This window comes from Paenibacillus silagei, assembly GCF_017874735.1.
GTDB classification, from domain to species: Bacteria; Bacillota; Bacilli; order Paenibacillales; family Paenibacillaceae; genus Paenibacillus_AQ; species Paenibacillus_AQ silagei.
The window spans coordinates 57,766-71,097 of the sequence record NZ_JAGGLV010000001.1 but is presented as its reverse complement, the minus strand read 5'-3'; the positions used below and the strand labels follow the sequence as shown (position 1 = coordinate 71,097).

The following is a 13,332-nucleotide window of genomic DNA, read 5'->3' as shown; positions in this document are numbered from 1 at the left end:
CTAATCGGTCAACATTCTTCTCAGGTATAACCATCTTAGCATAAGAGTGCTGCCCTTCAGGAGATGACTTTCGTCACCTCTGGATCATGACCTTTAGTACCTTCGGCTGTGTCCGCCCTACTGTACAATAAGAATACGAGAATGAAGGAACAGGGGGCATCGGCAATGGCACTAGCAGTACTGAGCGATGTTGTGAAGAGATATGACGGTAAGCTGATTGTGGATCACGTGAATTTCAATATACAGGAGGGTGAAATCTTCGGCCTGCTGGGCCCGAACGGTGCCGGGAAAAGCACGACCATCAGCATGATCTGCGGGCTGCTTCAAGCCGACAGCGGCGATATTATTATCGACGGGCTGTCCGTACGGGAGCGGCCGCTTGAGGTGAAAAAGCGCATCGGGCTTGTGCCCCAGGAGCTGGCGTTATACGAGAATATGACGGCAAGCGATAATGTAAGCTTTTTCGGCAGACTCTATGGGCTGCGCGGACAACTGCTGAAGGAGCGGACGTGGGAGGCGCTGGAGTTCACCGGCCTAAGCGACCGGGCGAAGGATAAACCGTCAACCTTCTCGGGAGGGATGAAAAGACGGCTGAATATCGCCTGTGCCATCATGCACCGGCCGCGCCTGATTATTATGGATGAACCCACAGTCGGCATTGATCCGCAGTCACGCAATCATATTCTGGAATCCGTGAAGGCTTTGAATAAGATGGGGTCGTCGGTGATCTACACCAGCCATTATATGGAGGAGGTCGCTGCGATCTGTGACCGGGTGGCCATTATGGACCAGGGGCATATTATTGCCTGCGGTACGGAGAACGAGCTGCGCGAACGGGTGGCCCACGAGGAGAAAATCGTTGTGAAGGCAGCGGGCATCACCCCTGCCTTAGTGAACGAGCTGGGGCAGCATCCCCGGATCAACCGGGTAGAAGCGGTGCAGGATGCGATAGAGCTGTATCTTCCCTCCTCGCAAAGTGCGCTCCAGGATATTCTGTTTATTTTCTCCAAGCACGAGGGGGTCATTGCCTCCCTGAATATTGAAGAGCCGGATCTGGAGACCTTGTTCCTTAGTCTGACCGGCCGCACCTTGCGGGATTAGAGAGGGGGGATAGGTGTGAATATCTGGATCATTATGGGGTTTGAGCTGCGCAGACAGCTCCGTTCACGCACGTTGCTGCTTAATATGTTTCTGCTGCCGCTGGTGCTGATCTTCCTCTTGGGCGCTTCGCTCTCCGGGGTGGTCGGGGTACAGGGGGCAGATGAGATCAAGCCTGTACGTGTAGCTATTGTGAATAGCGGAGGCGGAGGGGCAGAGGCATCTGCGATCCTTACGGCTTTTCTGGAGTCGGCTGAGGTGAAGGGGCTCATTATTCCTGTCAAGACAGAGAGCCGTGAAGCTGCGGAGAGCGGGCTGCGTACCAGTAAATATGCCTATGGGGTGATTGTTCCCCCGGGCTTCGACCAGGAGGTGCAGAGTGGTAAAAAGGCGAACCTGGAGTTCATTCTGGGCAGGAGCCATGACGATAACCGGGTCGCCGGAACAGCCTTCGACAATCTGCTGATGGAGCTGAATTATAAGCAGGCGGCAGCCGTAACCCTTGGACCACAGGCTCTTACAGCGACTACGGCACCTGCCGGGAAGCCGGGGGTGGTGCTGGGGGATCTGAACAATGGCGGGAAGACCTATTCGGCGGCCCAGTTCTATGCAGCGTCCATGCTGCTGATGTTCCTGATGTATAGCGGACTTACTGTGACAGCCTCACTTTTTAACGATAAAGAGAACCATACGCTGTTCAGAATCCATTCCATGCCGGTAAAAGACAGTCATCTGTTCATCGGCAAAATGCTCGGCGTAGGCCTGGTCAGCATCCTGCAGTGCCTTACGATTATTCTGCTGTCTGACTGGCTGTTCGGCGTCTACTGGGGGAACCGCCCGGGACTGCTGCTGCTGTTCTGTCTGCTGATGATTGCCGCCTCGATGACGCTGGGCGTACTGATCTGCCTCTTCAGCCGGACCTCGGCGACGGCTACGAACATCATTAGTGTCCTGACTATAGTGATGACCTTCGTCAGCGGAGGAATGGCGCCGCTTCCCGATTCCTGGGTGAACAGTGCAGGTGCATTCACGCTTAACCATTGGGTGCAGCAGGCAGTCATCCGGATGATGCTGCATTCCGGTCTGGAGCAGCTTTTGCCGAATCTGTGGGTGATGTGCTTCATCAGCGTGGCCTTGTTCGCGGCAGTGATTGTCTCATACCGGAAGGTGGGTTACCGTGGATAAAATATTAATCATTGCCTGGAATATGATCAGACGAAGCATTGGCACTTTCAGGGGACTTATGGTATTCATTCTGCTTCCCGGTATAGTGGTGGCAGCGATTATCTCCCTTACCGGAGGGATGGCGGAGGGACCGGCAACCGTTCTATATGCCAACTCGGATACGGGGGCAGCCGGCAGACATTTGATTACGGAGCTGGAGCAGGCCGGAGAATATAAGTTCGAACCGCGCGGGGATGAGGCCGCTTTGAAGGAAGCGACAATTAAGCAGGAGGGAACGGTGGGGGTGTTCATTCCTGCCGGGTACACTGCCGCCTTAATGGCGGGGGACCCGCTTCAGATCAACATCTATGAGCTTCGGGCAAGCGAAAGCTCAATCATGATGAAGATGAAGATCACCGCCACTGCCGCTCAAATTGCCGAAGCAGCACATACCGTTGCTGCCGCCAGCGGAGGAACAGGAGATATGCAGGCGCAGCTCGCTGCTGTGCTGAAGCAGTCGGAGCAGCACAACGTGGGCAGCACCCGTACCGATTATGATCTCTATCCGCGGCAGACGCTGGGCGTGGTTACAGGGATGACACTTATGTTCCTGATGGCACTGGTGACCAGCTCCGTCTCCCAGATCACGGATGACCGCAGAGGGCGTACCATGATGCGCATGTTCAGCGCTCCAGTCCGTTCTTATGAAATTGCGCTTGGCAACTTCCTGGGCAGCTTTCTTGTAGGAATGATTCAGATCCTTGTCGTGCTGGTGCTGGGCAAATGGGTGCTCCGCTACGATTATGAGATGCCGCTCTTTCTCTACTTCCTGGTTCTGGCGGCCTTCATGCTGGTCTCCATGGGGATTGCCAGCACCGTTGCTGGGCTGATCCGTAATCCGCGCAATGCCGGGATGCTGAATTCGCTGATTCTTACCCCTACCTGCATGCTGGGCGGCTGCTTCTGGCCCGTCTCCATCATGCCGGAATATATGCAGAAGCTGGCCAACTTTACACCGCAGAAATGGGCGATACAAGCGGTAGACATTGCCGCGACCGGTGGCGGCTGGAACGAGCTGTGGATGCCGTTTGCAATCCTGGGCCTGATGGCTGCCGTTCTGCTGGCGATTGGCTCTGCCATTCTTCGTCCGAATGAAGCCGGAATCAGTACCTGAGGTCGAAGCGTATCTTTGCTGCCCTCCATGTCTAAATCGGACATATTCAAATCATATAATTATGTGATATGATCGAATCAAAGGAAAATATGACAGGAGGATACGAGGATGGGCAGCAATAAGCTGGCTTGGACCTGGAAGGTGAAAGAGGAATACTTAGAGAAATACGTACAGATGCATCTGGAGCCATGGCCGGAGATTCTTGAGGAGCACAGCAAGGCGGGCATCCGCAACTACTCTATTTTTCAGAACGGCAACCAGTTCTTCTATTGCTTTGAATGTGATAATACAGAAGCCGCATTCGCCTACATCGCCGGGAGTGAGGCCTGCAACCGCTGGAATGCGATCACCTCGAAGATGGTCGAGGGTTCCTTCGATTTCAACGATGCGGTTCCGATGGTGCCGCTGCGGGAGGTCTTTTATCTGAAGTAGTCCAGTTTAGAGGAATGTTCATTGGAGCTATACTGGAGAGAATCGTTTGAAGTGAGCTGAATAATTCAGTGTTATTAGGAGGAGCCTGTCACCAAGGCTTCTCTTTATTGTTTTATGGATTTTTTTAGGACAAAAGGAGTGGGGACAGCAAATTGTTACCACAATTGTCACGCTGCCGCTGCTCAAGGGCATGTTCCGATGACTATTTTTTAAAGAAAATAAGACAATCTCTAAATTTGTGGACCGTGATAATCTTATATAATGGGTTGTACTCAAAAAAAACGATTAGAGGGGAATGAGTCCTATCCGGTCTACAGCTACAACACTGGCAGCAGGCACGGTCCTGTCGCTTAGCCTGCTGCTGGGGTGCAGCAGCCAAAATACATCCGTCACCGGTACGCCGGGGGCAGAATCGGCTCCGTCTGCCTTAGTATCTGCTTCTGCGTCGCCATCGGCAACTCCTACTGCCCCTGCACAGACTGTTTCATCTGCACCAAGTGCTTCACCAGCAGACGCAGAAACTGCATCCTCAGCGACTGCGATAACTACAGCTGGCCTCACCAGCCAGTTCCCGCCGGATGGTCTGGCCGGATCGGTCATTATCGATTCTGTGAATGCCGAAGGGACAGTTCGGGCAAGAACCTCAGCGGGACAAGGCGAGCTACTGATGATCTCAAGCAGCCCGGAGGAGCGGGGGCATCTCAATGTTTCCAGCAATGACGGTCTTGAAGGGGAGCAGACGTATCAGGCTGATTACTCCATCGTATACCGGGCGGAGAAGCAGGATCAGGTATTGCTTAAGCTGCCCGCCTTCTTATTCGTACGCCCAACAGACCAGGTTCTGGAGTTCGGTCAAGTCAGCTTCAAGAATGCAGAAGTGTATCTGCTTGCTCCCCAATACAAGTCCGGGCATGGACTGGTTGCTTACGCCTTTGCTATGGATAAGGCGAGTGGAGAAGTGTTTCCGTTATCCTTCAAGCAGGGGGAGATCGTACACGATACACTGGTCTATTCAGAGCTGCCGCCGTTCCCGGCCAACCAGAACGAACAGTTAGTGGTGCACTCGCCTGAGGGTGCTGGCGGTGACCCGGAGCTGAAGCCACGGGTATACGACTTGGATCTGGAGAAGCGGCAGTTTATCGCACGTTAGAGGTGATTTACACTAACATTCAGTTCCCCGTACTCTCATACCGGGACAGGCCGTACCGGAAGACTCCGTAAGCCGCTGCCGCGCTTCCGATAGCCGCGACAGGGGCGAGGAGCCACCAGCCGGACCAGCCGCTTTTGCCGAAAATATAGGTTGCCGGGTAGAAGCTGATGAACGCATAGGGCAGCACCGTAGAAATGAAGATGCGGATCGCCTGCGGAAACAGGGTAATCGGATATTTGGCCAGATCGGACAGATTATGCACCATTAGCGGGAATGCATTCCCGGCATTGCGAATCCAGAAGGCCGCCGAGTTACCCATGAGGTTAATGGATACCCGGATAATGACCGCTGTGACGAATAACAGGATAAGAATAGCGGCCTTGCCCGCTGTCCAGTGGATAGGGCTGTGCACAAGCGACTGCCAGATGATCACCCCGCCGATGAGCAGATTGCCGAGTCCGTTAATCCCAATCCCCGTGCAGAACACCTGAAGAACCACCGGCACCGGCCGCAGCAGATAACGGTCCAGCTCCCCTGTGTTGACCAGCCTGCCCAGCCGCCAGCTGCCCTCGAAGAACAGCGAACCCGCCCCCTCCGTCAGGAAGATCATAGCGTACATGAAGGTAACCTCCCAGAACTGCCAGCCCTGAATATCTGGAATCCGGTCATAGATCACCCACAGGAAGACGAACCCGAGTACCTGCGTCAAGGCTGCCGAACACATCAGGATGTAAAAGTCTTTATTATACTCCAGAATCGCCTTAAGCTGCTGCACATACAGCCTTCTATAGAGATAGAGCATTTGCGATATTTTCATTCTGCGTCCTCCTTCCGCCTTAGCCCCCATGAATGGTCACCTGGCGGACCGCCCAGTTCCACATGGCTTTGCCCGCCATCCAGAGTCCTGCCCCCCAAAAGAGCTGAATCCCGATCAGCCGCAGGCTTTCCCACGTATCTGCCTGCTGCAGGAAGATCATCGTCGGCGTATGAATGATGGCCTGGAAGGGCAGCAGCAGCGCCAGCTTTTCCAGCCAGTCCGGGAAGAAGGCCAATGGCACCAGCGCGCCCGACAGCAGGTTTGTGAGCGCAATCCGCGTCCAGACAATCCCCAGTGAACCCGTCGACCAGAAGCATAACAGAGCCGCCAGATAGACCACGCCGAATTTGACCACCACCGCGCAGAGCAGACTGACCGCAAACAGCAGATAGACGATCGGCGAGTGGGGGAAGGTCACTCCGGTAAGGAAGGTGGCGAACACGATCAGCAGAACCGTACTCATTGCCCCCTCCAGCAGGCTGGCACCCAAGGTCTCGGCGAAACGGGCCGTCTGGAAATCAATCGGCTTCAGCAGGTCCATGGCGACGCTGCCGTCCAGGATTTTGCCGGAGATAGCGGTCTCGGAATACCAGGATAAGACGGAATTGGCCAGGAAGGTCACCAGCAGATAGGTTTTCATCTGATCCCAGGAGTAGCCGCCCACCGCCTCGCGCCCGCCATAGATTCCCTGCCAGAGGAAGAAGATCGCTACGAGATTAATTGAGTTTGCGAGTAAATTAATGATATAGGAGTTCCGGTAGGCCATCACATTTTGCAGAGAGCGATTGGCAATGCTTCTGTATTTGTTAAGCCGGGCTGCTGTCGTCATGGTGTGCCTGCCCCCTTGCTCCCCGGTGCTCGTTCAAGTCCAGATGTCCGTCATAGACAGCCTTAATGACCTGCTCAATATGGGTGTCCTCCATGCGGAAATCGAGTACCTCCCCATGCTTCATCACCCGGCTAACCACTTCACTGGCGGTATACTCATACCGGTCAAAAGTGACCGAGAACTCCTGGCTGCTCTGCTGTTCCAGCTTCAGCCCGGGGCTATGCTCCAGCAACGCGTACAATTCCGGCATAGGGGAGCGTACCTGGAAGAAGATGACGCGGTTTTTGGCAAAACGGGCCTTGACCTCGCTCAGCGTACCGTCATAAATAATCGCGCCATGATCGATAATGACCAGCCGCTTGCACAGGTCCTCGATGTCGCCCAAATCATGGGTTGTCAGCATCACGGTCGTCTGCTGCTCCTGGTTGATCTGCTTGATGAACCCGCGGATCTTCTCCTTCACGGATACGTCAAGGCCAATCGTCGGCTCATCGAGATACAGAATCGGCGGATTATGCAGCAGGGCTGCGGCCAGATCGGCACGCATACGCTGACCCAGCGAAAGCTTCCGCGCGGACAGGTGGATGAATTCGCTCATCCCGAGCATTTCGGTGAACAAGTCCATGTTCTTCCTATAGAGGGCATCCGGAATCTGGTAGATATCCTTCAGCAGCGAAAAGGACTCGGCAATCGGAATATCCCACCACAGCTGGGTGCGCTGCCCGAAGACTGCGCCGATCTGGGCGGCGTTTTCCATTCTTTTGCGGTACGGATTGATCCCGTTCACCGAGATACTCCCGGAGGAAGGCATCAGAATGCCGGTCAGCATCTTGATGGTGGTCGATTTACCGGCACCATTCGGTCCCACGTAGGCCACTGTCTCCCCCGCTTCAATCCTCAGATCCAACGGCTTGACCGCCACCTTCTCAATATGCCGGGGCAGGAACAGATGCTTCACCGCTCCCTTTAGGCCGGGCTCCTTCACCGCCTGCATAAAGGACTTACTCAGTCCTCTGGCTTCAATCATACTCAAGCTTAACCCTCCTGTTCATTGCGTTGAAAGCGTTACCGCAGATGGCTGCGAGAAAAATTCTGAATCCTCAGCGTTCTGAATGACGTAAGAGTAAATATATCACTGAGCGGATGTCGAAAACTATCAGATTAGGTCGATTTTGCAAAAAAAAGCGGCAGCCCCGTATAGCCTACACCAGCCGGGATTTGCCGCTACGCTTAAGGATAGTCTGGACGGAGAACCCTACCAGCAGGGGAAGCGCCAGCTGAACCTCCAGTCTCCAGTCTACAGCATACAGGTCTACGAGGTTAATCTGCTTCAACAATACATAGGTCACGTTGTATAAGAGGAATGAACAGCTGAAGGTAAGCAGAGGGATCAGATATAATGTTCTTTTGTTCTGCAGCAGCCGATATCCCGCAAGGGTTAAGAGTGAATAGCTGGCCATGATGAGCAGGGCATAATTACTTCCGAAGCGCAGGAATGACACCATGGCGGTAGCCAGATTAAGGGCAGCCGATAGATAGCCGATGCGAAGCATGTCGAACCTCCTGGAATGATGTAGAAATATAAGAGTGAACAGATTTCTACATTTTACAGCGCTAACGCGGGGATTTACAGATCCAATACTGAATGTTCATTATTCCGTAATTGTATGTTATAATGCTTTCTTTTAAAATTGATTATATAGTAATTGGTAAAAATGGAGGGATCGTTTGTGAGAGTCTTTAATCAATCAAGAGCATGGAGTATGCCTGGGGATTTAGAAGCAAGCGAACTTGAAGCCTTCCGGCCGCTGGATGCACCCCAAGTTGATGTCCAGAGCGGAATGTCCGTAGCGGGTACTTCCGAAGAATCCAGGGAGCATATCTACCATAGAGCTATGATTTCTTCGATCCGCAGTGAAATGAACAAATTAAGCCAGCTGCTCTCGATTCCTTATGTGGTGTTCCTGACGGACAAGGCGGGGACTATTCTGGAGCTGGTCTATTCTTCTTCGGAGACGCAGGCCGAGATGGAGCAGGCGGAGCTGCGTCCGGGGGTCAGCTTAAGCAGGCAGCAGGCGGGGATGAATGCCGTATCGCTGGCGATGGAGATGAACTGCATCGGGGTGGTGCGGGGAACGGAGCATACGGATCAGACCTTCCGCGACTGGAACTGTGTATGCGCTCCGCTGCAGGATGATGATAGCGTTTACGGGTATGTTGATATTTCTTTTAATAGAGGAGAGCCGATTGAATTCGCCATTCCATTCGTGCAGCAGATTGCTGAGAATATTATGGAGAAGTGGATGGAGAAGAACCCGGAGATGCAGCAGTACCGGCTTGAATCCACATTACTGGAGTATAAGCTGACCGCGCGGGAGCAGGAGGTAGCAAGGCTATGGCTGATGGAGAAGAGTGCGCTGCATATCGGAAGCGACCTCGGGATCAGTGAAGGCACCGTGCGCAATATGCTGAAGAGTATCTATAGTAAAATGCGGGTGAATGACCGCTTCCAGTTCGTGAGGCGGCTTACGCCATAGCCGGAGGAAGCTGCATCAGATACATACATTAAATAGCCGGGCAGCGATACCAACGTATCCCTGACCCGGCTATTTGAAAATATAGAATTTATATGTTTTACGCTATCCATTATCCTTCTATTTCTTAATGAAAGGCAGAAGGTTAACCGCAGGAGCAATTCAGTACCGGCTTACGCGCGGCCTGCGTTTCATCCAGGCGGCTGATTTCAGTCGTATGCGGTGCGTTAATGACAATCTCCGGGGTTTCCTCCGCTTCCTTAACGATTCGGATCATCGTCTCAATGAAGCCATCGAGCGTCTCCTTGCTCTCGGTCTCGGTCGGCTCAATCATCATACATTCCTCTACCGTCAGCGGGAAGTAGACGGTTGGCGGATGATAGCCGAAGTCGAGCAGCCGTTTGGCTACATCGAGGGTACGTACACCGTATTGCTTAAGGTTCTTACCGGACATGACGAACTCATGCTTGCAGACCCCCGGGAAGGGAATCTCGAAGTAAGGAGCCAGCCGGTGCATCATATAGTTGGCGTTCAGCACAGCGTTCTCGGACACCTCGCGCAGGCCGTCGGGACCGTAGGTACGGATGTAAGCATAAGCACGGACGAGAATCCCGAAGTTGCCGTAAAAGGCTTTGACGCGGCCGATCGATTCCGGCCCGCCGCTGTCCAGCGAGAAGCTGCCGTCTTCGCTGCGGACCACAGTAGGCTGCGGCAGGAACGGGATCAGCTTCGCCTTCACGCCGACCGGTCCGGCTCCCGGACCTCCGCCGCCGTGCGGGGTACTCATTGTCTTGTGCAGGTTGAGATGCACCACATCGAAGCCCATATCGCCCGGGCGGGTAATGCCCATAATCGCGTTGGAGTTCGCTCCATCATAATAGAGCAGGCCGCCCGCTTCATGGACAATTGCGGCGATCTCGACGATCTGCGTCTCGAAGAGTCCAAGAGTACTCGGGTTCGTGAGCATAAGCGCGGCGGTGTCGCTGCCGACAGCTGCCTTCAGCGCTTCGAGATCGACCATTCCCTTGTCGTTGGAGGGAATGGTCACGGTGTCGAGTCCCGCTGCGGCGGCGCTCGCCGGGTTGGTGCCGTGCGAGGAATCGGGCACGATGACCTTGGAGCGGACCTCTCCGCGGCTCTCATGGTAGGCGCGGATCATCATCAGGCCGGTCCACTCGCCATGGGCTCCGGCAGCAGGCTGCAGGGATACGGCATCCATGCCGGTCAGGGCGGCGAGATCCTTTTGCAGCGTGTACATCAGTTCAAGCGCACCCTGGATGCTCTCTTCCGGCTGGTACGGATGGATCTTGGAGAGTCCCGGGAAGCGGGCGACATCCTCGTTGATCTTTGGGTTGTATTTCATCGTGCAGGAGCCGAGCGGATAGAAGCCGTTATCGACTCCGAAGTTGCGGCGGGACAGGGCGGTATAGTGGCGGATGACATCCACTTCCGATACCTCCGGCAGTACGACCGGCTCACTGCGCAGCAGCCCTTCGGGAAGGAGGGAGTCAATGCCTTCGTCCTGCGGCACATCACATAGGGGCAGGGAGTAGGCCGAGCGGCCGGGACGGCTTAATTCAAAAATCAGACTTTGTTCCGGTTTCATACACAGCCCTCCAGTGCGCTTGCGAATTCGTCAATTTCGGTCTTGCTTCGTTTCTCCGTTACGGCAACCAGCATATGTCCGGACAGCTCGGGATAATCCCGGCCTAAGTCATAACCGCCCAGATAGCCTTCCTTCAGCAGCTTGGAGTTCACTGCACTCACACTGCTGCCCTCCGGGAGCTTCAGGACGAATTCATTGAAGAACGGGGCAGTGAAGACGCGCTCAGCGCCGGTGATTTCAGCCAGCCGCCCAGCGGCATAGTGACTCTTGCGGATGTTCAGCTCACCAACCTCGCGCATGCCCTCCTTACCCATCACGGACAGGTAGACGGAAGCGCACAGCGCCAAGAGCGCCTGGTTGGAGCAGATATTTGAGGTCGCCTTCTCCCGGCGGATATGCTGTTCGCGGGCTTGCAGCGTCAGTACGAAGCCGCGCTTGCCATTCCGGTCAACGGTCTGGCCGACGATCCGGCCCGGCATCCGGCGCATGAGCGGTTCGGCCACTGCGAAGAATCCGCAGGTGGGTCCACCCAGTGATGCGGCGATACCCAGCGGCTGCGCGTCGCCGACTACGATGTCTGCGCCAAGCCGTCCGGGGGACTCCAATACGCCAAGTGCAATGGGGTTCGCGCTGACCACGAGCAGTCCCTTGACCGCATGGATCAGCGGCTCGATCTGGCGCAGATCTTCAATACCGCCGAAGAAGTTGGGCGACTGAACCAGAACGGCAGCCGTATCGCTGTCGATGGCTTCAGCCAGCTTGGCGAGATCAGTTACCCCGTCAGCATAATCAATCTCTACAATTTGCAGGCCCCAGGCGTTGGCGGAGGTACGCAGCACCTGACGCGCTTCCGGGTGAACCGTACGGGAGACAATCAGCTTCTTGCGTTTGGTGGCGCCTGCGGCCAGCACAGCCGCTTCGGACAGGGCCGTTGCACCGTCATACATACTTGCATTGGCGACCTTCATCCCGGTCAGTTCACAGATATAGGATTGGAATTCGAAGATCGCCTGGAGCTCACCCTGACTGATCTCCGGCTGATAAGGGGTATAGGCGGTATAGAATTCCGAACGGGAAATCACATGGTTGATGACGACCGGAACATGGTGATCGTATAATCCGGCGCCAAGGAAGCTGGCATGGGTATCGAAATCAGCATTCTTGTTAGCTAGCCCCTTCATGTGGCGAAGCAGTGCGTACTCATCCAGCGCACCGGACATCGGCAGGGTTCCCTGGTAACGGACAGACTGCGGAATATCGGCGAACAGCTCATCGATGGACTGGATGCCTACGGTTTCCATCATTTCTGCGCGGTCTTGCCCGGTCATAGGCAGATAGCGGTGCTTCATTGCGGCTTCACTCCTTGGCTTCTTTTGTAGAATGGGGCTTTGATGACGGCAGCCTTGAGCTGCTTGCCGCGGATCTCTACGTACACCTCTGTACCGATCTCCGTATAGGCAGTATCCAGCAGGGCGAGTCCGAGATTCCGCTTCAGAGTGGGGGATTGGGTGCCGGTTGTGACTTCACCGATCTTCACTCCATCCGCGTATACGGGATAGTGGGAGCGGGGAATGCCGCGGTCGATCATCTCCAGGCCCACAAGACGACGGGGCAGACCGGCTTCCTTCTGCTTCAGCAGGGCGTCACGGCCGATGAAGTCCCCTGTATCCAGCTTCACGAAGAACTGGACACCGGCTTCGAGTGGAGTGATATCCGCCGACAGCTCCTGGCCGTACAGCGGCAGTTTGGCCTCGAAGCGCAGCGTGTCGCGTGCGCCGAGTCCGGCAGGAGTCAGGCCATGCGGAGCGCCTGCTTCCAGCAGGCCGTTCCAGAGGGTAGCCGCCGTATCAGCAGGAGCGTACAGCTCGAAGCCATCCTCACCGGTATATCCGGAGCGGGAGAGCAGGACGCTGACGCCGCAGACCTCGGCGTGTTCGATGAAGTGAAAAGGCTTGAGTTCCGTTAGAGGAGCGTCCGTCACTTTGGCAAGGATGGTCTCGGCCAGCGGTCCCTGCAAAGCGAGCAGCAGGGTCTCATCCGAAATATTCTTCAGGGTAACCCCGCTGAACTCGGCGGTGAGATGCTCCTGCAGCCACTGGAAGTCCTTGTCGATATTCGACGCATTGACGACAAGCATGTAACGCTCCTCGCCCAGACGGTATACGAGCAGATCGTCCACCACTCCGCCGCTTGGATAGAGCATCAGAGTATACTGCGCTGCGCCGTCTTCCAGGCGGCTGACATCATTCGTGGTCATTCTCTGAAGGAAGGCTTCTGCGCCCTCTCCGGTAACCATGAATTCTCCCATGTGGGAGACATCGAACAGTCCGGCCTGATTGCGGACGGCTTCATGCTCCTTCACGATCCCTGTGAACTGAACCGGCAGCTCCCAGCCGCCAAAATCAATACACCTGGACTCCGCATACGCGGCATAGAGATCATAAAAAGGCGTTCTTCTCAAAGACTCCATCTCGTCACTCCCTTGGCTTTGATTACATACGAAAAAGGACAGGCGAAAGCCATTATGC

Annotated in this window: 13 protein-coding genes; 6 read left to right on the top strand and 7 right to left on the bottom strand. The window is 55.0% G+C overall.

The window, feature by feature from the left end; genetic code table 11:
• The first annotated feature begins 165 nt into the window (after positions 1-165).
• From J2Z70_RS00290 to J2Z70_RS00270, 5 genes are all read left to right on the top strand, one after another.
• Positions 166-1,101, top strand: coding sequence for an ABC transporter ATP-binding protein (locus J2Z70_RS00290; RefSeq protein WP_209868353.1), 936 nt, complete (start codon positions 166-168; stop codon positions 1,099-1,101).
• A 15-nt stretch (positions 1,102-1,116) separates the two neighbouring features.
• A complete protein-coding gene (locus tag J2Z70_RS00285) occupies positions 1,117-2,283 on the top strand; it encodes an ABC transporter permease (protein ID WP_209868351.1) in 1,167 nt (388 codons plus the stop codon).
• Entirely contained in the window at positions 2,276-3,436 is a 1,161-nt protein-coding gene (locus J2Z70_RS00280; RefSeq protein WP_342592966.1) for an ABC transporter permease, read from the top strand. The genes J2Z70_RS00285 and J2Z70_RS00280 overlap by 8 nt, the downstream gene beginning before the upstream one ends.
• Before the next feature lie 108 nt (positions 3,437-3,544).
• Complete coding sequence (locus J2Z70_RS00275; protein ID WP_209868349.1) at positions 3,545-3,868, top strand: L-rhamnose mutarotase; 324 nt, start codon at positions 3,545-3,547, stop codon at positions 3,866-3,868.
• A 295-nt stretch (positions 3,869-4,163) separates the two neighbouring features.
• A complete protein-coding gene (locus J2Z70_RS00270) occupies positions 4,164-5,018 on the top strand; it encodes a RodZ family helix-turn-helix domain-containing protein (RefSeq protein ID WP_209868348.1) in 855 nt (284 codons plus the stop codon).
• Positions 5,019-5,037: 19 nt separating this feature from the next.
• On the opposite strand, the gene J2Z70_RS00265 is transcribed toward J2Z70_RS00270, so the two are convergent.
• The 4 genes from J2Z70_RS00265 to J2Z70_RS00250 all read right to left on the bottom strand — a co-directional run bounded on the left by J2Z70_RS00265 (position 5,038) and on the right by J2Z70_RS00250 (position 8,217).
• Positions 5,038-5,835, bottom strand: a complete 798-nt coding sequence (locus J2Z70_RS00265; RefSeq protein ID WP_209868346.1) for an ABC transporter permease — start codon at positions 5,833-5,835, stop codon at positions 5,038-5,040.
• A gap of 19 nt (positions 5,836-5,854) precedes the next feature.
• Positions 5,855-6,664 (bottom strand): ABC transporter permease, encoded by an 810-nt coding sequence (locus J2Z70_RS00260; RefSeq protein WP_209868344.1) that lies wholly within the window; start codon positions 6,662-6,664, stop codon positions 5,855-5,857.
• Positions 6,642-7,691 (bottom strand): ABC transporter ATP-binding protein, encoded by a 1,050-nt coding sequence (locus J2Z70_RS00255; RefSeq protein ID WP_342592980.1) that lies wholly within the window; start codon positions 7,689-7,691, stop codon positions 6,642-6,644. Before J2Z70_RS00255 ends, J2Z70_RS00260 begins: the two co-directional genes overlap by 23 nt.
• A gap of 175 nt (positions 7,692-7,866) precedes the next feature.
• On the bottom strand, positions 7,867-8,217 hold the full coding sequence (locus tag J2Z70_RS00250) for a hypothetical protein (protein WP_209868341.1): 351 nt from the start codon (positions 8,215-8,217) through the stop codon (positions 7,867-7,869).
• Positions 8,218-8,427: 210 nt separating this feature from the next.
• Here J2Z70_RS00250 and J2Z70_RS00245 point away from each other — a divergent pair, with 210 nt between their 5' ends.
• The gene (locus J2Z70_RS00245) at positions 8,428-9,201 is read left to right on the top strand and encodes a helix-turn-helix domain-containing protein (protein ID WP_209868339.1); all 774 of its coding nucleotides are present in this window, start codon (positions 8,428-8,430) and stop codon (positions 9,199-9,201) included.
• Positions 9,202-9,343: 142 nt separating this feature from the next.
• On the opposite strand, the gene gcvPB is transcribed toward J2Z70_RS00245, so the two are convergent.
• The 3 genes from gcvPB to gcvT are packed head-to-tail and all read right to left on the bottom strand — an operon-like array spanning position 9,344 to position 13,274.
• The gene (gcvPB, locus tag J2Z70_RS00240; RefSeq protein WP_209868337.1) at positions 9,344-10,804 is read right to left on the bottom strand and encodes an aminomethyl-transferring glycine dehydrogenase subunit GcvPB; all 1,461 of its coding nucleotides are present in this window, start codon (positions 10,802-10,804) and stop codon (positions 9,344-9,346) included.
• Positions 10,801-12,153: an aminomethyl-transferring glycine dehydrogenase subunit GcvPA gene (gcvPA, locus tag J2Z70_RS00235; protein ID WP_209868336.1), complete on the bottom strand. Its 1,353-nt coding sequence runs from the start codon at positions 12,151-12,153 to the stop codon at positions 10,801-10,803. Before gcvPA ends, gcvPB begins: the two co-directional genes overlap by 4 nt.
• On the bottom strand, positions 12,150-13,274 hold the full coding sequence (gene gcvT, locus J2Z70_RS00230; protein ID WP_209868334.1) for a glycine cleavage system aminomethyltransferase GcvT: 1,125 nt from the start codon (positions 13,272-13,274) through the stop codon (positions 12,150-12,152). The genes gcvPA and gcvT overlap by 4 nt, the downstream gene beginning before the upstream one ends.
• Between the last annotated feature and the right edge of the window lie 58 nt (positions 13,275-13,332).